At 72.9% G+C, this 17,756-nt stretch carries 16 protein-coding genes; 11 read left to right on the forward strand and 5 right to left on the reverse strand.

Going from position 1 to position 17,756, the window contains the following annotated elements:
* Positions 1-39 precede the first annotated feature (39 nt).
* On the reverse strand, positions 40-225 hold the full coding sequence (gene rpmB, locus AB0N90_RS06460; RefSeq protein WP_003993230.1) for a 50S ribosomal protein L28: 186 nt from the start codon (positions 223-225) through the stop codon (positions 40-42).
* A gap of 267 nt (positions 226-492) precedes the next feature.
* On the opposite strand from rpmB, the gene AB0N90_RS06465 reads away from it, so the two are divergent.
* Positions 493-2,211 carry a DAK2 domain-containing protein gene (locus AB0N90_RS06465; protein WP_365193372.1) on the forward strand — a complete coding sequence of 573 codons (1,719 nt, stop codon included), beginning with the start codon at positions 493-495 and terminating at the stop codon, positions 2,209-2,211.
* Positions 2,212-2,254: 43 nt separating this feature from the next.
* Here AB0N90_RS06465 and AB0N90_RS06470 read toward each other — a convergent pair whose 3' ends face one another.
* Both AB0N90_RS06470 and AB0N90_RS06475 read right to left on the reverse strand, forming a co-directional pair.
* Positions 2,255-5,122 carry a tetratricopeptide repeat protein gene (locus AB0N90_RS06470; protein ID WP_365193374.1) on the reverse strand — a complete coding sequence of 956 codons (2,868 nt, stop codon included), beginning with the start codon at positions 5,120-5,122 and terminating at the stop codon, positions 2,255-2,257.
* Positions 5,115-6,950: an HSP90 family protein gene (locus tag AB0N90_RS06475; protein WP_365193376.1), complete on the reverse strand. Its 1,836-nt coding sequence runs from the start codon at positions 6,948-6,950 to the stop codon at positions 5,115-5,117. The genes AB0N90_RS06470 and AB0N90_RS06475 overlap by 8 nt, the downstream gene beginning before the upstream one ends.
* 213 nt (positions 6,951-7,163) lie before the next feature.
* On the opposite strand from AB0N90_RS06475, the gene recG reads away from it, so the two are divergent.
* From recG to mutM, 8 genes are all read left to right on the forward strand, one after another.
* Positions 7,164-9,392: an ATP-dependent DNA helicase RecG gene (gene recG, locus AB0N90_RS06480; protein WP_365193378.1), complete on the forward strand. Its 2,229-nt coding sequence runs from the start codon at positions 7,164-7,166 to the stop codon at positions 9,390-9,392.
* Positions 9,393-9,498: 106 nt separating this feature from the next.
* The gene (gene rsmD, locus AB0N90_RS06485; protein WP_365193379.1) at positions 9,499-10,086 is read left to right on the forward strand and encodes a 16S rRNA (guanine(966)-N(2))-methyltransferase RsmD; all 588 of its coding nucleotides are present in this window, start codon (positions 9,499-9,501) and stop codon (positions 10,084-10,086) included.
* A 26-nt stretch (positions 10,087-10,112) separates the two neighbouring features.
* Positions 10,113-10,592 (forward strand): pantetheine-phosphate adenylyltransferase, encoded by a 480-nt coding sequence (gene coaD, locus AB0N90_RS06490; protein ID WP_216369648.1) that lies wholly within the window; start codon positions 10,113-10,115, stop codon positions 10,590-10,592.
* Between the two features lie 64 nt (positions 10,593-10,656).
* Positions 10,657-11,829 (forward strand): cell division initiation protein, encoded by a 1,173-nt coding sequence (locus AB0N90_RS06495; protein WP_365193381.1) that lies wholly within the window; start codon positions 10,657-10,659, stop codon positions 11,827-11,829.
* Positions 11,830-11,980: 151 nt separating this feature from the next.
* On the forward strand, positions 11,981-12,625 hold the full coding sequence (locus tag AB0N90_RS06500; protein ID WP_365193382.1) for a DUF177 domain-containing protein: 645 nt from the start codon (positions 11,981-11,983) through the stop codon (positions 12,623-12,625).
* A gap of 2 nt (positions 12,626-12,627) precedes the next feature.
* A complete protein-coding gene (rpmF, locus tag AB0N90_RS06505) occupies positions 12,628-12,801 on the forward strand; it encodes a 50S ribosomal protein L32 (RefSeq protein WP_007493396.1) in 174 nt (57 codons plus the stop codon).
* Positions 12,802-12,820: 19 nt separating this feature from the next.
* A complete protein-coding gene (gene rnc / locus AB0N90_RS06510; RefSeq protein ID WP_365193383.1) occupies positions 12,821-13,639 on the forward strand; it encodes a ribonuclease III in 819 nt (272 codons plus the stop codon).
* Between the two features lie 120 nt (positions 13,640-13,759).
* Positions 13,760-14,620, forward strand: a complete 861-nt coding sequence (gene mutM, locus AB0N90_RS06515; RefSeq protein WP_365193385.1) for a bifunctional DNA-formamidopyrimidine glycosylase/DNA-(apurinic or apyrimidinic site) lyase — start codon at positions 13,760-13,762, stop codon at positions 14,618-14,620.
* Here mutM and AB0N90_RS06520 read toward each other — a convergent pair.
* Positions 14,593-14,988, reverse strand: coding sequence for a helix-turn-helix domain-containing protein (locus AB0N90_RS06520; protein ID WP_365193387.1), 396 nt, complete (start codon positions 14,986-14,988; stop codon positions 14,593-14,595). The genes mutM and AB0N90_RS06520 overlap by 28 nt on opposite strands.
* Positions 14,989-15,092: 104 nt before the next feature.
* Between AB0N90_RS06520 and AB0N90_RS06525 the strand changes: the two genes are divergently transcribed.
* Positions 15,093-15,677 (forward strand): flavodoxin family protein, encoded by a 585-nt coding sequence (locus AB0N90_RS06525; RefSeq protein WP_365193389.1) that lies wholly within the window; start codon positions 15,093-15,095, stop codon positions 15,675-15,677.
* A 27-nt stretch (positions 15,678-15,704) separates the two neighbouring features.
* Here the strand turns inward: AB0N90_RS06525 and AB0N90_RS06530 are convergent, their stop codons facing one another.
* Positions 15,705-17,018 carry a CAP domain-containing protein gene (locus tag AB0N90_RS06530; protein ID WP_365193390.1) on the reverse strand — a complete coding sequence of 438 codons (1,314 nt, stop codon included), beginning with the start codon at positions 17,016-17,018 and terminating at the stop codon, positions 15,705-15,707.
* Between the two features lie 157 nt (positions 17,019-17,175).
* Here AB0N90_RS06530 and AB0N90_RS06535 point away from each other — a divergent pair, with 157 nt between their 5' ends.
* Positions 17,176-17,457 (forward strand): acylphosphatase, encoded by a 282-nt coding sequence (locus AB0N90_RS06535; protein ID WP_085566748.1) that lies wholly within the window; start codon positions 17,176-17,178, stop codon positions 17,455-17,457.
* Positions 17,458-17,756 lie beyond the last annotated feature (299 nt).

The raw sequence follows: 17,756 nt of genomic DNA on the forward strand, positions 1-17,756 counted from the left end.
GCAGCGAACCAGCAAGTGGCCGCGCGCTCAGCTGTAGCGTCAGCGCGAGACCTTGCCGGCCTTGATGCACGAGGTGCAAGCGTTCACGCGCTTCGGCGTCCCGCCCACCACGGTACGCACACGCTGGATGTTCGGGTTCCAGCGGCGGGACGTACGGCGGTGCGAGTGCGAGATGTTGTTGCCGAAGCCCGGCCCCTTGCCGCAGACGTCGCAGTTGGCAGCCACGGGTCACTCCAAAGACTTCAGATGCACTTACGGTTGATCCCGGCATGCCGGGATCGAGATCGTACGACCTGAGATCTGGAAGGCGTTGCCAGGGGGAGAGCCCGATCGGATCGGGCAACCGGAGCAGCATAGCAAGCCTGCGTCGGTAGAGCGAAACTACCATGGTCGCGAGGGGTCCGGGCCCCGGCCCACCCCTGGCCCACCTCCGGCGGGCACCGTCCCGGGGTCTACGCTGCGACCACGTCAAGCCGGCTCAGGGAGGCGCAGGTGGCGCAGGTGCCGCAGACATTCCTCGATGGTCTCGCGGTGCGCACCTGGTGCGGTCTGGCCCTGCGCGCGCTGGGGCGGGCGCGGGCGGAGATCGACGCGATCAACGTCTATCCGGTGGCCGACGGCGACACCGGGACCAACCTCTATCTGACCGTGGAGTCCGCGGCGACGGCCGTGGAGGCCGTGTTCGCCGGGTACGAGACACAGCCCGGGTACGCGACGCGGCCCACCGGTCCCACCCTCGCGGACGCGGTGCGCGCGATGGCCCATGGAGCGCTGATCGGCGCCCGGGGCAACTCCGGCACGATCCTCGCGCAGCTGCTGCGCGGCATGGCCCAGGTGCTCGCGGCGGACGGCGCGGAGCCGCGCTGCGACGGGCCCGCGCTGCGACTGGCCCTGCGCCGGGCCGCCGATTCCGCGCGGCAGGCGGTGGCGCATCCCGTCGAGGGCACGGTGCTGACGGTCGCCTCGGCCGCCGCCGACGCGGCCGAGCGGACGGCCGGTGACTGCGGGACGGTCGCCCGGGCCGCCCACCAGGGCGCCCGCGCGGCCCTGGCGGCGACCCCGTCCCAGCTGGGCGTCCTGGCGCGGGCCGGGGTGGTCGACGCGGGGGGCAGCGGTCTGGTGGCGGTGCTCGGCGCGCTGGTGGAGGCGTGCACGGGGGAGACGGTGGACACCGAACCGGACCGAGCGGCCGCGACACCGAACGCCTTGCCCGACCCCGACCTCGACCCCGAACCCGAGACCGAGGCCGGACCCGCCCCCGATGCCGGGGCTTGCGCCGCCGAGGACGGTGGCCCCGCCTTCGAGGTGATCTACCTCCTGGAGGCCGACGACACCGCCGTGGCCCGGCTGCGCACCCGGCTCGACGCCCTCGGCGACTCCCTGGTCGTCGTCGGTGGTGACGGGCTGTGGAACGTCCATGTGCACGTGGACGACGCCGGTGCCGCCGTGGAGGCGGGCGTGGAGGCCGGGCGCCCGTACCGGATCAGGATCACGCACTTCGGGCTCGGCGATGTGCACACCGGCGGGCCGCGTCCCCCGCGCGAGCGGGCCCAGCGGGCCGTGGTGGCCGTCGTACCGGGTCAGGGTCTTGCCGAGCTGTACACCGAGGCCGGCGCGACCACCGTGCTCGCGCGGCCCGGGGAGCCGCCCGCCAGCGGGGAGTTGCTGGCGGCGGTACGACGGGCCCACGCGCGCGAGGTCGTGCTGCTGCCCAACGACGCCGAGCTGCGCGACACCGCGGCCGCGGCGGCCGAGCAGGCCCGCACCGAGGGGGTCCGGGTGGCGCTGATCCCGACCCGCTCGGCGGTGCAGGGCATCGCGGCGCTCGCGGTGTCCGAGCCGGGGCGCCGGTTCGACGAGGACGTCGTCCAGATGACCTCGGCCGCGGGCGCCACCCGCTACGGGGAGGTCGTCGTCGCCGAGCACCGCTCCTGGACGACGGCCGGGATCTGCCAGGCCGGGGACGTGCTCGGGCTGATCGACGGCGATGTGGCGGTGATCGGCGCGGACGTCACCGCCACCGCCGAGACCGTCCTGGACCGCATGCTCCAGGCCGGCGGCGAACTGGTCACCCTCGTCATCGGTGACGAAGCCCCCGAGACCGTCGCCGCCCATCTGGAGACCCGGGTACGGGAGTCCTACCTGGCCGTCGACACGGCGGTCTACCGAGGCGGCCACCAGGGAGCACTGCTGCTCATCGGCGTGGAGTGAGCACACCGTCCCCGACCCGCCCCCGAACAGACCGAGTCCCCGTTCACCCGGGCGTTCCGAGCAGCCGGGCGGCTGCCGCGCGGCGGGTCCGGACGGTCTCGTCCGTCTCGTCCGCGTTCTCGTAGGCGGCCAGTACGGCATGGGCGCGGGCCGCGGCTTCCTCGGGGTGGCCCAGCTCCGTCGCCAGTTCGGCCGCGGCCAGTTCGGCGGCGGTGCGGTCGTGCAGTCCGGCGGGGCCGAGGGAGCCGAACAGGGTGATCGCCCGCTCGAAATGGGCCCCGCCCGGGCCCCCGGCCTGGGCGAGGAGGTCGCCGAACTGGCGGTGGGTCTGGGCCAGTTCATGGGTCAGGCTGCTCCGGGCGCGGGAGTCGGCCGCGTTCTCCCGTGCCTCCTCGCACACCGCCACGGCCCCGGCCATCAGCGCCTCCGCCTCCGCTGTCCCGGAGTCCTCGCGCAGCGCCAGCCACGCGCGGGCCCGCAGGGAGCGGACGAGGAGCCGGGTGTCGCCGAGGGCGCGCCACAGCTCGCCCGCGCGGGCGTAGGCCCGGTCGGCCTCCGCCACCAGACCCGCGCTGCCCAGGGAGTCCGCGGCGAGGTGCGCGAGCGTGGCGTGGTCGCGCTGCTCGGGCCAGTGCCGGGCGATGTCGGCGGCCAGCAGCCGCTGCTCGGCCGCCGCCCGGTGCTCGCCCAGCTCCTCCAGACAGTCCCCGAGCCACCAGCGCGCCTGTACGACGGCCCCGTCACCGTGGGTCCCGGCGCTCAGGTCGGCCAGCGCCGACTCCAGCACCTCGGCCGCCTCCGCGCACCGCCCCTGCCGCAGCAGATATCCGCCCAGCTGCTGCCGCGCCCAGGCTCCCGACGTGCCGGACTCCCCGGCCTCGTCCGCCCAGTGCGTGGCCTGGAGCGCGTGCTCCGCGGCGGCGCCGACCTCATCGCGCCCGGCCGCCAACTCGGCTATTCGCAAGTGTAGTTGGACCTGCCCGGCCGGTTCCACGTACGGGCCGCCGTGCTCCAGCGCCGCCCGCAGCGCCCGCTCGGCCTCCGCCCGGTCACCGGCCTCCTCGGCGAGCGCGGCGACCTGGACCTCGTACTCCACCGCACACCACGGCACCCCGGCGCGCACGTACTCCGCGGCGGCCCGCCGGAGCAGTTCCGCCGCGCCCGCGCCGTCCCCGGCGGCCCCGGTCAGCTCGGCGAGCATCCCCCAGGACTCGGCGACCCGCGCCGCCAGCCGGGCGTCCCCCTCGTCCGGCGTGCCGTCGTGCCCCTCGATCAGGGCCGGTACCTCGCGCACCGCGGCCTCCGCGTCCCGGGCGGGACCCGCGCCGGTGCGCGCCCGGTGCATCAGGATCCGCGCCCTGCTCATCAGGACCGACGCGGTCTGCCGTACCCCGGTGGCCTCGGCGACGTACAGCGCGCGGACCTCCTCGGACAGACCGGTCACCCGGGCCAGGGCCGTATCCGGCTCGCCCCGCAGCGCGCGGAAGTAGGCGCCCCGGGCCCGTGCCGCCAGCGCCTCGCCGGGGTCGCCCGCCGCCGCGTACAGCCCGGCCGCCCGCTCGAACAGCTCGGCACCCTCGGGACCCCGGGACATCGCCTCGTGGTCAGCTATCAACGCACGGTCCGCCGGGGCGAGTTCACCGTCACCGGCGGCCCGCGCCACCGCGGCCCAGGCATCCACCGCCTCCGGACGCAGGGTGTCCGCCAGCCGGTGCGCCTCGGCGAGCAGGGCGGGGAGTGACGTTTCGGCGGCCGGGGCCGGCGGGGGAGCGGCCGGCGGGGCGGCGGGCGCCGCGCGCACAGTACGGACACCCAGCGGAAGCCGGTCCACCAGCGGCCGCCGGGCCATCCGCGCCCGCGTCCGCTCGCCGACGTACGACGTGCCGTTGCGCGCGTCGAACCGCTCGGCCAGCGCCAGCGCCTCCGTGCGGGCGTGGGCCGCGAGGTCCCGTGCCGTCCAGGCGCGCCCGGCGGGGCCCGGCACCGGCTCGTCGCCGAGGCCCAGCTCGGTCAGGCGGTCGGTCAGCAGGGTCACCACGGCCAGGAAGTCCAGCCGGCTGCGCGGATGCCCGGTGTCCGTGAAATAGGCGGGCCGCTCGGCCAGCAGCTCCAGACCGCGCGCCTCGTTGCCGGTCAGCGCGCAGAACTCCACGTGCTCGGCGTACGCGGCCCGCATGCTCTCCATGGGCCGTACCAGCCGCAGCCCCCGCAGATGGTGCGCCCGGGCCTCCTCCGTGCGGCCCAGCCGCAGCAGCGGGACCAGGGAGGCGGCGAGCACCGAGTGCGGCTCGTGCGCACAGCCGAACTCGCCCTCCAGCACCGGCCGCCACACGGTCAGCGCCGCCGCGTCCCGGCCCCGCTTCACCTGCCACAGGCCCTGCCCGTACAGCTCGCAGGCATGGCAGTCGGCCATCTCGTCCCGGTCGGCGGCCAGCCACGCGGCGTATGCCCGCTCCGCCCGTGCCAGATCCCCGATGTGCGCGGCCACACTGAACTCGGCGCCGCGCACGGCCCGTTCGGAGTACCCGGCGAGCCGGTAGCGGTGCTCCATCTCGCCCAGCCACTTCTCGATCGAGGCGAGCGGGATGTGCGGCTGGTCCAGCATGCCCGCCGACATCCACTTGAAGACCCAGTGCAGCGAGTGCGTCTCGTAGGCGTCGAAGTCCCCGGGCCGCTCGTCCCACAGGCGTAGCAGCCGCGCGAAGGGGACGAACATCTTGTCCTTCTCGGAGCTGTAGTTGTAGACGCTCAACTGGTGCCCGAGCGCCTCGATGACAGCCAGCGGAACGTTCAACCCCTCGGCGGCGGCGAGCAGTTGCTCGGCTCGGGCATTGCGGGCCGGGCCCTCGGGCCGCTCGGCGTTCTCCGCCATCGCCCGGCGCAGCGCCGCGAGGTCGGTGATCTCAGCCATCGGCCGTCCCCCGTGTCGCCCACTCCAGCAGATCGATGAACGCCCGGTTGAGCAGCGCGGAGTCCGTGGGCCGCAGCGGCCGCTGCGCCATCAGCAGCGCCTGCCCGTACAGCGACTCGACCGCGGTGCCGATCAGTTCCGCGTCGTCCAGTGAACTCACCCTGCGGATCAGCGGGTTGAGATGGTTGAGCACCAGCCGGGCGCGCGGCGCGCTGCCGCGCAGCGAACCCAGGATGCCCGCCCACAGATCGTCGGCCTGCTCCTCGGCGTCCGCGCGGGCCTGCTCGTGCCGGGCCGCCCGGTCGTCCAGATGCAGCGCGGGCACCGACAGCGGATGGAAGGCGCGCAACACGACATCGCAGCCCAGCGGGTCCAGCTTCGCCCGCGCCGCCGCCAGGAACCCGGTGAGCAGCAGCTCCACGCCCGGCTCGACGCCGTCCAGATGCGCGGTCACGGTGTCCGCGTCCAGCTCGGCGACCACCGTCCCCGGCCGCACCGACGGCAGCGCCTCGATCAGCTCGCTGTCGTACGTGTAACCGCCGTTGACCACGCCCACGCCCTGCGCCGAGGCGATCGCCGCGACCTGCCGGTACTCCTCGACGCCCCGGGTGAAGTGCACCACCGGGTGCCGGCGCGCGAACTCCTCCAGCGACACCTGCCCGTCGGTCGTCTCGAACGGCAGCCACGGCAGCATCGTGCGCAGCATCTCGTGGTCGTGCCGGGCCAGCGACTTGACGCCGAGGTGGTGCACCGCGAGGAACGCCGCGAGCCGCTCCGGGTCACCGGCCGCGAGCCCGGTCAGCCAGTCCCGGATCCGCTCCCCGAGCGCCTCCCGTACGGCGGCCAGCGCCTCGTCCTCGTACAGCGACTCGCGCGAGGCGGTCGGCCGCAGGCTGTCGGTGTCCAGCACACAGCGCACGAAGAACGCCCAGTCGGGCAGCAGCTGTTCGGCCCGCTCGGTCAGCAGCATGCCCTTGAGATGCACCCGGTGCGTCGCCCGCTGCGCCGGGCTCACCGCCGACGGCAGCACATACGCCACCCCGCGGATCCCGGCCAGCGGTACGTCCAGGTCGATCGAGTCCAGCGGGGTGAACCCGAACAGCCCCTGACAGTGCCGGGCCAGCGCCACCCGGCGCGCGCCGGGGCTCGGATAGGGGCGGTCCCAGGGCGCGGGCAGCTCGGTGATCCGCTCCTCGCCCACCCGGACGTCGTACGGCAGCAGCGCGCCGAAGTCCCGGGCCAGCGCGCGCACCCGCTCCGGCGCGAGCCACTCGGCCGCCCCGGCCCGTGGGGTGAGCTGCACCGTCGTACCGGGCTCGGGCCGCGCGGAGTCGGGCAGGGTCCGCACGGTGTACGAGCCGTCGTCCCGCGCCGTCCACTCCACCGGCGGCGCGTCCGGGGTGCGGGCGCTGCGGCTGACCACGCGGATCCGCTCGGCGACGACGAAGCAGGCGAGCAGGCCGATGCCGAACTGGCCGAGGAAACCGGAGCGGGCCTCCTGGAGCCCCTCGGCGCGCTTGGAGCTGCGCCCGATGGTCGCCAGCAGTTCGTGCACGTCCGACTCGGTGAGCCCGATGCCGCTGTCCTCCACCCGCAGACCGCCGTCCGCCGTGTGCAGCCTGACCAGCGCCGGGGCGTCGGGGGTCAGGGCCCGGCGGGCGGTGACGGCGTCCACGGCGTTCTGGAGCAGCTCGCGCAGGTAGACCTTCGGGCTGGAGTAGAGGTGATGGGAGAGGAGATCGACCAGACCGCGCAGATCGACCTGGAACGTATGAGGGGGAGGAGGCGACTGGGAGGACTGGGATGACTGTGAGGTCTGGGAATCCATCGTCACTGCGCCGGAGGGGGAGGACGCGGCGCGGGGTAGGGCGGTCCCGCAGCGAAGGGCGGTGACCGCGAAGGACGGCCGGAACGCGCCATCCTAGGGCCCCGGCCACCGGGCCGACCAGGGGTTTCCGGGATCTGTACGGCATTGTGCACGGCACCCCGTGCCGAACCCGCAGGGCAGGCGTCTACGGCATTGTCAGTGCGGTGGTGTGCAATGGATCTCGTGCCCGCACTGGAAGAACCACTGAAACAGCCACTGAAGTCAGTGCTCGGCCCCGCCACCGCGAAGGTGATGGCCGAGCACCTCGGCCTGCACACCGTCGGCGACCTCCTGCACCACTACCCGCGCAGATACGAGGAGCGCGGCCAGCTCACCCACCTCGCCGACCTCCCCATGGACGAGCACGTCACCGTGGTCGCCCAGGTCGCCGACGCCCGTCTGCACTCCTTCGCCTCCTCCCGGGCGCCGCGCGGCAAGGGCCAGCGCCTGGAGGTCACCATCACCGACGGCAGCGGCCGCCTCCAGCTGGTGTTCTTCGGCAACGGCGTGCACAAGCCGCACAAGGACCTGCTGCCGGGCACCCGCGCGATGTTCGCCGGCAAGGTCTCCGTGTTCAACCACCGCCTCCAGCTCGCCCATCCCGCCTACGAGTTGCTGCGCGGCGACGGCGAGGAGGCCGTCGAGACCTGGGCGGGCTCCCTGATCCCGCTCTACCCGGCCACCGCCAAACTGGAGTCCTGGAAGATCGGCAAGGCGGTGCAGACGGTCCTGCCCGCCGCCCAGGAGGCCCTCGACCCGCTGCCGCCCGCCCTGCGCGAGGGCCGCGGACTGCTCCCGCTCCCCGAGGCCCTGCTCAAGATCCACCGCCCGGCCGCCAAGGCCGACATCGCGGCCGCCCGCGCCCGCCTCAAGTGGGACGAGGCGTTCGTCCTCCAGGTCGCCCTGGCCCGCCGCCGGTACGCGGACGCCCAGCTCCCGGCGGTCGCCCGCCGCCCGCGAACCGACGGCCTGCTCACCGCCTTCGACGACCGGCTGCCGTTCACCCTCACCGAGGGCCAGCAGAAGGTCTCCCGCGAGATCTTCGCCGACCTCGCCACCGAACACCCCATGCACCGGCTCCTCCAGGGCGAGGTCGGCAGCGGCAAGACGCTGGTCGCCCTGCGCGCCATGCTCGCCGTGGTCGACGCGGGCGGGCAGGCCGCCCTGCTCGCGCCCACCGAGGTACTGGCCCAGCAGCATCACCGGTCGGTCACCGAGATGATGGGCGACCTCGCCGAGGGCGGCATGCTGGGCGGCACCGAGCACGCCACCAAGGTGGTGCTGCTCACCGGCTCCATGGGCGCCGCGGCCCGCCGCAAGGCCCTGCTCGACCTGGCCACCGGCGAGGCCGGCGTCGTCATCGGCACCCACGCCCTGATCGAGGACAAGGTCCAGTTCCACGACCTCGGCCTGGTCGTCGTGGACGAACAGCACCGCTTCGGCGTGGAGCAGCGCGACGCCCTGCGCGGCAAGGGCAAGCAGCCCCCGCACCTCCTGGTCATGACCGCCACCCCGATCCCGCGCACGGTCGCCATGACCGTCTTCGGCGACCTGGAGACCTCCGTCCTCGACCAGCTCCCGGCGGGCCGCTCCCCGATCGCCAGCCATGTCGTCCCGGCCGCCGACAAACCCCACTTCCTCGCCCGCGCCTGGGAACGGGTGCGGGAGGAGGTGGAGAACGGCCACCAGGCGTACGTGGTCTGCCCCCGTATCGGGGACGACATCGACGAGGCGGCCGACCCGAAGAAGGCCGCCAAGAAGAAATCCGCCGAGGACGAGGCCGAGAAGCGGCCCCCGCTCGCGGTCCTCGACGTGGCCGACCACCTCGCCAAGGGCCCCCTCCAGGGCCTGCGGGTCGAGGTGCTGCACGGCAGGATGCACCCCGACGACAAGGACGCCGTGATGCGCCGCTTCGCCGCGGGCGACACCGACGTCCTGGTCGCCACCACGGTCATCGAGGTGGGCGTGAACGTCCCGAACGCCACCGCGATGGTCATCATGGACGCCGACCGCTTCGGCGTCTCCCAGCTCCACCAGCTGCGCGGCCGGGTGGGCCGCGGCTCGGCGCCCGGCCTGTGCCTCCTGGTCACCGAGATGCCCGAGGCCAGTGCGGCCCGCCAGCGCCTGAACGCGGTCGCGGCCACCCTCGACGGCTTCGAGCTGTCCCGTATCGACCTCGAACAGCGCCGCGAGGGCGACGTCCTCGGCCAGGCCCAGTCCGGCGCCCGCTCCAGCCTGCGCGTCCTTGAGGTCATCGAGGACGAGGAGGTCATCGCGGAGGCCCGCAGCGAGGCGATGACCCTGGTGACGGCGGACCCGGACCTGGACCAGCTGCCGGGCCTGCGGACCGCGCTGGACGCGCTGCTGGACGAGGAGAGGGAGCAGTACCTGGAAAAGGGCTGAAGCACGCCGACCCGGGGGCGCGGGGCCGTATCGGACGGGCGGCTGCCGCCGCAGGGCGCCACCAGCCACAATGAACCCTGTAGCCACCCACGACGAAGGACCACACATGACCCGCGTGATCGCCGGCGCAGCCGGCGGACGTCGCCTGGCAGTCCCGCCGGGCACCGGCACCCGGCCGACCTCCGACCGCGCACGCGAAGGTCTCTTCTCCACCTGGCAGTCCCTCCTCGGCGGCCCCCTCGCGGGCGAACGCGTCCTCGACCTCTACGCCGGCTCCGGCGCCGTCGGCCTGGAAGCCCTCTCCCGCGGCGCGGGCCACACCCTGCTCGTGGAGGCCGACGCCCGCGCCGCGCGGACCGTCCGCGAGAACGTGAAGAACCTGGGCCTTCCGGGCGCCGAGGTCAGAGCGGGCAAAGCGGAACAGGTCATCAGGACCGCACCCCCCGCCGCCCCGTACGACCTGGTCTTCCTCGACCCTCCGTACGCCGTCACCGACGACGATCTTCGCGAGATTCTCCTCACACTCCGCTCGGGGGGCTGGCTCGGGGCGGACGCGCTGGTCACCGTGGAGCGCAGCACCAGAGGCGGTGAATTCCGGTGGCCGGACGGCTTCGAGGCGATCCGGTCCCGTCGCTACGGCGAGGGAACGTTTTGGTACGGTCGCGCCGCCTCTACGTGCGAAGACGCACGATGACCGGACCGGAGAGCGAGGGATCACTAGTGCGCCGCGCCGTCTGTCCCGGGTCGTTCGACCCGATCACCAATGGACATCTCGACATCATCGCCCGAGCCTCCCGGCTGTACGACGAGGTCTACGTCGCGGTGATGATCAACCAGTCCAAGAAGGGCCTGTTCGAGGTCGACGAGCGGATCGAGCTGATCCGCGAGGTCACCTCGGAGTTCGCCAACGTACGGGTGGAGACCCACCACGGCCTTCTCGTGGACTACTGCAAGCAGCGCGACATCCCCGCCATCGTCAAGGGCCTGCGCGCCGTCAGCGACTTCGACTACGAGCTCCAGATGGCCCAGATGAACAACGGCCTCACCGGCGTCGAGACGCTGTTCGTGCCGACCAACCCCACCTACAGCTTCCTGTCCTCCTCGCTCGTCAGGGAGGTCGCGGCCTGGGGCGGCGACGTCTCCCACCTGGTGCCGCCGCAGGTCCTCGCCGCCCTCAACAGGCGGCTGCGCAAGGACTGATGGGACTTGGGACTACAGTCGTCCCGTCCGTCTCCGATCCGGCTGTAGGAAGTGGCGAGCACAGGTGGACGTGCAGAAGAAGCTCGACGAGATCGTCTCCGCGGTCGCCGGCGCACGGGCCATGCCCATGTCGGCGTCCTGCGTGATCAACCGCGCCGACCTGCTCGCGTTGCTGGAAGAGGTGCGCCAGGCCCTGCCCGGCTCCCTCGCGCAGGCGCAGGAGCTGATCGGCGACCGGGAGCAGATGGTCGAGCAGGCCCGCCAGGAGGCCGACCGGATCATCGAGACCGCGCACGCCGAGCGCGGCTCGCTGGTCTCCGGCACCGAGGTCGCCCGCCGCTCCCAGGCCGAGGCCGACCGGATCCTCGCCGAGGCCCGCCAGGAGGCCGAGGAGGTCCGCGCCGAGGCCGACGACTACGTCGACTCCAAGCTCGCCAACTTCGAGGTCGTCCTCACCAAGACCCTGGGCTCGGTCGGCCGCGGCCGCGAGAAGCTCCTCGGCACCGGCCCGGGTCTGGACGAGAACGGCTACGAGGACGAGGACGCCCCCGAGCGCAGCCCGGACCCCGAGACGCTGCGGCACAACGCCGACGCGTACGTGGACACCAAGCTGGGCGCCTTCGAGGCGGTGCTCGCCAAGACCCTGGAGGCGGTCGGCCGCGGCCGGCAGAAGCTGCACGGCCGGATCGCCACCGACGACCTCGGCGCCCTCGCCGACGACACCACGACCTTCCAGCACTCCAGCGACGCCGACTACCTCGCCGACCTCGCCGCCCTCGCGGACACCCCGGCCGAGCGCCCGGCGGCCCCGCGGGAGCAGCCGTCGTACGAGCCCCGGACGGAGCGGCCCGGGTACGAACCGGCGGCCGAGGCCGGGTACGACCGGCGGCCCGAGCAGCCGGGGTACGACCAGCGGCCCGAGCAGCCGTCGTACGAGCCGCAGCCCGCCTACGGCGGCTACGACCAGCAGCAGGGCGCCTACACCGGCTTCCCGCAGCAGGCCGCCTACGGCGGGCAGGACCCGTACGGCTACCAGCAGCAGGCCGACCCCTATACGTACCAGAGCGGCTACGTCCAGCAGGGCGGCTACGACCCCCAGCAGCAACAGCTGCCCCAGGCGTCGCAGCAGTCCCAGCCGCAGCAGGACTACGTTCTGGACGAGACCAGCCTCTTCGACACCGGCATGATCAGTGCGGAGCAGCTGCGGGCCTACGAGCAGGGCCGCGGCAGCCGCTGACGGGGTCGGATTGGGCCCTGGGCGCAAGGTCCAGTATCCTGGCTCTTCGGTCGCGCGTGCCCTGACGCTCGCGTACGGAACCGCCCGCGACCACGCTGCCCGGAAACACCGACGGGCGGTGTCCCTTCGAGTACGTAGATCGAAAGCAGGAATGGCCTCCAACGCCCGCCTCGACCACCGCAACCCCCTCGTGTTCGACACTCACGAGCTGGGTCGGCGTCCTGGCGCGCTGCAGCGGCTGACCCGCGAGATCGACGCCCCGAGGGATCTCGGCATCCCGGGAGTCATCGAAGTGCCGGAAGGCACCCTGGTGGAACTCGGCCTCCGGCTTGAGTCGGTCATGGAAGGGGTGCTTGTCACAGGCACCGCCCGTGCCACGGCCGAGGGGGAGTGCGTAAGGTGTCTGGAGCCGGTCGAGCTGGAGCTCGAAGCGGACTTCCAGGAGATGTTCTCGTACCCTGACGCCGACGACCGGGGCCGCGTGATCGCGGAACCGGGCGACGACGCCGAGGACGACGAGGACAGGCTCTTCATCGAGGACGGTCTTTTCGACCTCGAACCTGTGCTGCGCGATGCGGTGGTGCTCGCACTGCCGATGCAGCCGGTGTGCCAGGAAGACTGCCCGGGTCTGTGCTCCGAGTGCGGAGCCCGGCTCGCGGACGACCCGGAACACCATCATGACGCCGTCGACATCCGTTGGGCGGCTTTGCAGGGACTCGCCGGCACCACGACGGACGGCGAGAAGGACGAGATGAGCGGCGCCGAAGCGGGCGTCGACGAGAAGCAGGAGAAGTAGCCGTGGCTGTTCCGAAGCGGAAGATGTCGCGCAGCAACACGCGCCACCGCCGGTCGCAGTGGAAGGCTGCGGTCCCCACCCTGGTTGCGTGCGAGCGCTGCCACGAGCCCAAGCTGCAGCACATCGCGTGCCCGTCTTGCGGCACCTACAACAAGCGCCAGGTCCTCGAAGTCTGAGCGGTTGGTGAGAGGCCCGATGACAGACGCGAAAGCCGCTAGTCCCCGCCAGCGCGGGGGTAGCTCACTGGCCTCGTCCCACACAGTTCTGGAAGGGCGGCTCGGCTACCAGGTCGAGTCCGCCCTTCTGGTGCGTGCGCTCACCCACCGTTCCTACGCGTACGAGAACGGCGGTCTGCCGACGAACGAGCGGCTGGAGTTCCTCGGGGACTCCGTGCTCGGCCTCGTCGTCACGGACACGCTGTATCGCACCCACCCCGACCTGCCCGAGGGCCAACTGGCCAAGCTGCGGGCCGCGGTGGTCAATTCGCGTGCGCTGGCGGAGGTGGGGCGCGGCCTCGACCTCGGCGCCTTCATCCGGCTCGGCCGGGGTGAAGAGGGCACGGGTGGCCGGGACAAGGCGTCCATCCTCGCCGACACCCTTGAAGCGGTGATCGGCGCGGTCTATCTCGACCAGGGCCTCGTCGCGGCGTCCGAGCTGGTGCACCGGCTCTTCGACCCGCTGATCGAGAAGTCCTCCAACCTGGGCGCGGGCCTGGACTGGAAGACGTCGCTCCAGGAGCTGACCGCGATCGAGGGACTCGGCGTGCCCGAGTACCTGGTCACGGAGACCGGCCCCGACCACGAGAAGACCTTCACTGCTGCCGCCCGCGTCGGAGGCGTCTCGTACGGCACCGGCACCGGCCGCAGCAAGAAGGAGGCGGAGCAGCAGGCCGCCGAGTCCGCCTGGCGTGCCATCAAGGCCGCCGCGGACGAGCGCGCCAAGGCGGCGACGGAGGCCGAGCAGGCCGTCGTACAAGCCGCCGAGGACGACGACACGTCGTCCGCCACCGCCTGACGAACAGCACGACAGCACGACAAGCAGCACCGAGCGCCCGCCCCACCGATTCCGGACGGGGCGGGCGTTTCCGCTACCGCGCCCCGCTGTCTCGTACAGCGCCTTTCTACGGGGGTCCCGATGCCCGAGTTGCCCGAGGTCGAGGTCGTCCGGCGGGGGCTGGCGCGGTGGGTGGCCCATCGCACCGTCGCCGAGACCGAGGTGCTGCACCCGCGCGCCGTACGCCGGCATGTGGCCGGCGGCGAGGACTTCGCGCACCGGCTCAAGGGGCATCACATCGGCGACCCCAGCCGGCGCGGCAAGTACCTGTGGCTGCCGCTGGAGGAGACGAGCCAGTCGGTGCTCGCGCACCTCGGGATGAGCGGGCAGCTGCTGGTGCAGCCGCAGGAGACGCCCGACGAGAAGCATCTGCGGATCCGGATCCGGTTCGCCGACTCGCTCGGCACCGAGCTGCGGTTCGTGGACCAACGCACCTTCGGCGGGCTGTCGTTGCACGACAACACCCCGGACGGGCTGCCCGACGTCATCGCGCACATCGCCCGCGACCCGCTCGACCCATTGTTCGACGACGACGCCTTCCACCAGGCCCTGCGCCGCAAGCGCAGCACCGTCAAACGGGCCCTGCTGGACCAGTCGTTGATCAGCGGGGTCGGCAACATCTACGCGGACGAGGCCCTTTGGCGCGCCCGTATCCACTACGAGCGTCCGACCGCCCACTTCACCCGCCCGGTCACGGCCGAACTCCTCGGCCACATCAGGGACGTGATGAACGCGGCCCTCGCGGTCGGCGGCACCAGCTTCGACAGCCTGTACGTCAACGTCAACGGCGAGTCGGGCTACTTCGACCGCTCGCTCGACGCCTACGGCCGCGAGGGCGAGCCCTGCCGCCGCTGCGGCACCCCCATGCGGCGCCGCCCGTGGATGAACCGCTCCAGCTACTTCTGCCCGAAGTGTCAGCGGGCGCCGCGCGTCTCGTCGTAACGCTCGCGCGAGGCCAGTACCTCGTCCATGGCGCCCTCCACGCATGCGATGAGGGCGAGCAGCCGCCCGGCGACCTCGCGGCCGAGCGGGGTCAGCTCGTAGTCGACGCGGGGCGGGTTGGTCGGCTGGGCCTCGCGGTGCACCAGCCCGTCGCGCTCCAGCGCGTGCAGGGTCTGGGAGAGCATCTTCTCGCTCACCCCGTCGACACGGCGGCGCAGTTCGTTGAAGCGCAGCGAGCCCTCGGACAGCGCGCCGAGGGTCAGTCCGCCCCAGCGGCCCGTGACGTTCTCCAGCGTGCAGCGGGAGGGGCATGCCTTGGCGAAGACGTTGAAGGCGAGCTCGTCGGGATCCTGGGGGCGTGCAGTCATGGCACCAGGATACGCCCATGCAGCGCTAACTGTTGGGTTGCACTAACTTCTAGTTAGTGCTTTCCTTTGGTCGTCGCTATTGAGCTGCCCTTTCGAGGAGAGTCATGACCGCCCCCGTTCTTTCCATCGCCTACCACTCGGGCTACGGCCACACCGCCGTCCTCGCCGAGGCCGTCCGCGCCGGTGCCGTCGAGGCGGGTGCCGAGGCGCACCTGATCAAGGTGGACGGGATCACCGAGGAGCAGTGGGGGATACTCGACCGCTCGGACGCGATCGTCTTTGGCTCGCCCACCTACATGGGCACGGCCTCCGGCGCCTTCCATGTCTTCGGCGAGGCGACCTCCTCGCGCTGGGCCGGTCAGGACTGGTCGGACAAGCTGGCCGCCGGCTTCACCAACTCGGGCTCCAAGAGCGGCGACAAGCTGCACACGCTGCAGTTCTTCCAGACGCTCGCCGCGCAGCACGGCATGCACTGGGTGAACCTCGGTCTGCTCCCGGGCTGGAACAGCAGCACCGCCTCCGAGAACGACCTCAACCGCCTCGGCTTCTTCGCCGGTGCCGCCGCTCAGACCGACACCGACCAGGGTCCCGAGGGCGTCCACAAGGCGGACATCGCCACGGCCGAGCACCTCGGCCGCCGGGTGACGGAGACCGCGCGGACGTTCGCGCGGGGCCGGGCAGCCGCGTAACTCGGCCGCCGGTCGGAGGAGTCCGGCTCAGTCGCCGAACTCCTCGGTCCACCACGGGCCGCCCGCGCCGAAGTGCACGCCGACGCCGAGGGTGTGGAAGTCGCAGTTGAGGATGTTGGCGCGGTGCTCGGGGCTGGCCATCCACGCCTTCACCACGGCCGCCGGGTCCGCAGGGCCGCGCGCGATGTTCTCGGCGCCGAGCCCGGTGACACCGGCCGCCGTCGCCCGGTCCCACGGCGACTTGCCGTCCGGATCGGTGTCGGAGAAGAAGCCCCGCGCCGCCATGTCGTCGCTGTAGGACTCGGCCAGGTTCGTCAGCGCCGAGTTCGCGGACAGCGCGCTGCACCCCGCCTTGGCCCGCTCGTCGTTGACCAGCTTCAGCACCTCCGCCTCGGCGGCGGCCCGCGCGGAGACGGTCATGGGCGGGGTGGTCGGCGTGGGCGCCGCGGTCCTCGTGGGGGCCGGGCTCGGCTTCGCCCTGGTGGGGGAGGGCTTGGGCCGGGGGGTGCCGGGGGCGGCCGGGGTGGTCCGGGGGGCGCCGGGCTTCGCGGACGAGGCCGAGGCGGTGGGCTTCGCGGACTTCGACGGGGTCGGCGAGGCCGAGGCCGAGGCCGACGGGGACTTCGTGGGCGTCGGGGACGAGGACGGGGTCGGAGCGGCGGACGAGGGCGACCGTACGGCTCCCCGACCGGACGCCGAACCACCGCTGCCGCTGCCGGTGCCTGTAACCGTGCCCGTGCCCGCGCTCGTACCGGCGCCGATGCCCGCGCCGCCGTCGTCCGCGCTGCCGGACGTGCCGCCCTGCGCGTCGGCCGTGTTGCCGGGGGAGCCCGCCGCCCGGATCCGGTCGTCGCCGGTGGTGTGGGTGCTGCCGTCGAGGCGGTAGCCCTGGAAGCCCGGGACCACACCCGCGGCCACCGCCGCGGTGCCCAGGGCGACGGCCACGCACATCCCGAGCAGCGTCATGCTCACCGCGCGCCCGGCCCGCTTCTGGCGCCGCGGACCACGATCGGGGTCCGCACCGGGACCTGGGCCGTCACCGGGATCCGCGCCCGGGTTCTCACCGGAGCCCCCGGCCGCGCCGGAACCGCTCGCCGGACCGCCCGCCGCACCCGGCTCCGGAGGCGAAGGGTGCGCGGGATTCCCCGGCCCGGCCGCGAAGAGATACGCGTCCGCCTTGGCCTGCGCCGCCGCGTACGCCTGGGGGTTCAGATAGGGCGCGGTGCCCATCGGTATCGGCGCCGTGGGCGCGGACGACGGATCGTCGCTCCCGGCGGCGGAGGCACGCGGGTCGTCGCCCTCCGCGGCGCGGCCGGCGTCCGAGCGTCGGTGGCGTCCCATGACCTTGCCCTCTTCCTCATACTTCCTTGGCGCTTCCGGCCGACCCACCCCACCCGATCGAGTGAGTTTCCCCGGGGGTGCGCCCGCGTGCGGACCGTACCTCATGCCCTTCGAGGGCGATGTGTCCCGAACGACACCGGCCGGTTAGGTTGCCCCCATGAGTGAGGATGTTCGACTGGTCGCCTGGGTGCGTGGACACGTACAGGGCGTGGGATTTCGCTGGTTCACCCGTGCCAAGGCGCTGGAGATCGGCGGCTTGAGTGGTTTTGCTCTCAATTTGGCGGACGGCCGGGTCCAGGTCGTCGCCGAGGGCGCGCGCGAAGGCTGCGAAGGGCTGCTCGACTGGCTCCAAGGGGCCGACACGCCCGGCCGTGTGGACGGCGTCACCGAGATCTGGGACACACCCCGCGGCGGCTACGACGGCTTCGCGATCCGCTGAGCCGAAGCCGCCCTGCCCCCGGCCGCCGGGCCCCCGCACACGGCGGCCCGGAGCGGAAACGGCCTGGTGGTTGCCAAGAAGGGCGGGGCGTGGCAGGCTCCGCAGATACAGCTGATCGCTGCGCCCCAGGGCCTGGACGACCCGCTGCGCCGCCGTGTCTCTCCGGCCGCGCACCCCGGTCCGCCCGCCAATACGGGGTGTGATCGTGTTGACCGTCAAACTTTTTGGTGAGACGCTGAAAGCCCCGCGCACCTTAGCTGTTTGGCATGGAGCAACAGCAGAGCAACACTCGGATGTGC

This window comes from Streptomyces sp. NPDC093018 (genome assembly GCF_040684035.1).
GTDB classification, from domain to species: Bacteria; Actinomycetota; Actinomycetes; order Streptomycetales; family Streptomycetaceae; genus Streptomyces; species Streptomyces murinus.

Bases quoted from the DNA above. Each gene is read 5' to 3' on its own strand.
- AB0N90_RS06470 (WP_365193374.1), bottom strand. From the start codon at position 5,122: ATGGCTGAGATCACCGACCTCGCGGCGCTGCGCCGGGCGATGGCGGAG.
- AB0N90_RS06475 (WP_365193376.1), bottom strand. From the start codon at position 6,950: ATGGATTCCCAGACCTCACAGTCATCCCAGTCCTCCCAGTCGCCTCCT.
- recG (WP_365193378.1), top strand. From the start codon at position 7,164: ATGGATCTCGTGCCCGCACTGGAAGAACCACTGAAACAGCCACTGAAG.
- rsmD (WP_365193379.1), top strand. From the start codon at position 9,499: ATGACCCGCGTGATCGCCGGCGCAGCCGGCGGACGTCGCCTGGCAGTC.
- AB0N90_RS06500 (WP_365193382.1), top strand. From the start codon at position 11,981: ATGGCCTCCAACGCCCGCCTCGACCACCGCAACCCCCTCGTGTTCGAC.
- rnc (WP_365193383.1), top strand. From the start codon at position 12,821: ATGACAGACGCGAAAGCCGCTAGTCCCCGCCAGCGCGGGGGTAGCTCA.
- mutM (WP_365193385.1), top strand. From the start codon at position 13,760: ATGCCCGAGTTGCCCGAGGTCGAGGTCGTCCGGCGGGGGCTGGCGCGG.
- AB0N90_RS06520 (WP_365193387.1), bottom strand. From the start codon at position 14,988: ATGACTGCACGCCCCCAGGATCCCGACGAGCTCGCCTTCAACGTCTTC.
- AB0N90_RS06525 (WP_365193389.1), top strand. From the start codon at position 15,093: ATGACCGCCCCCGTTCTTTCCATCGCCTACCACTCGGGCTACGGCCAC.
- AB0N90_RS06530 (WP_365193390.1), bottom strand. From the start codon at position 17,018: ATGGGACGCCACCGACGCTCGGACGCCGGCCGCGCCGCGGAGGGCGAC.
- AB0N90_RS06535 (WP_085566748.1), top strand. From the start codon at position 17,176: ATGAGTGAGGATGTTCGACTGGTCGCCTGGGTGCGTGGACACGTACAG.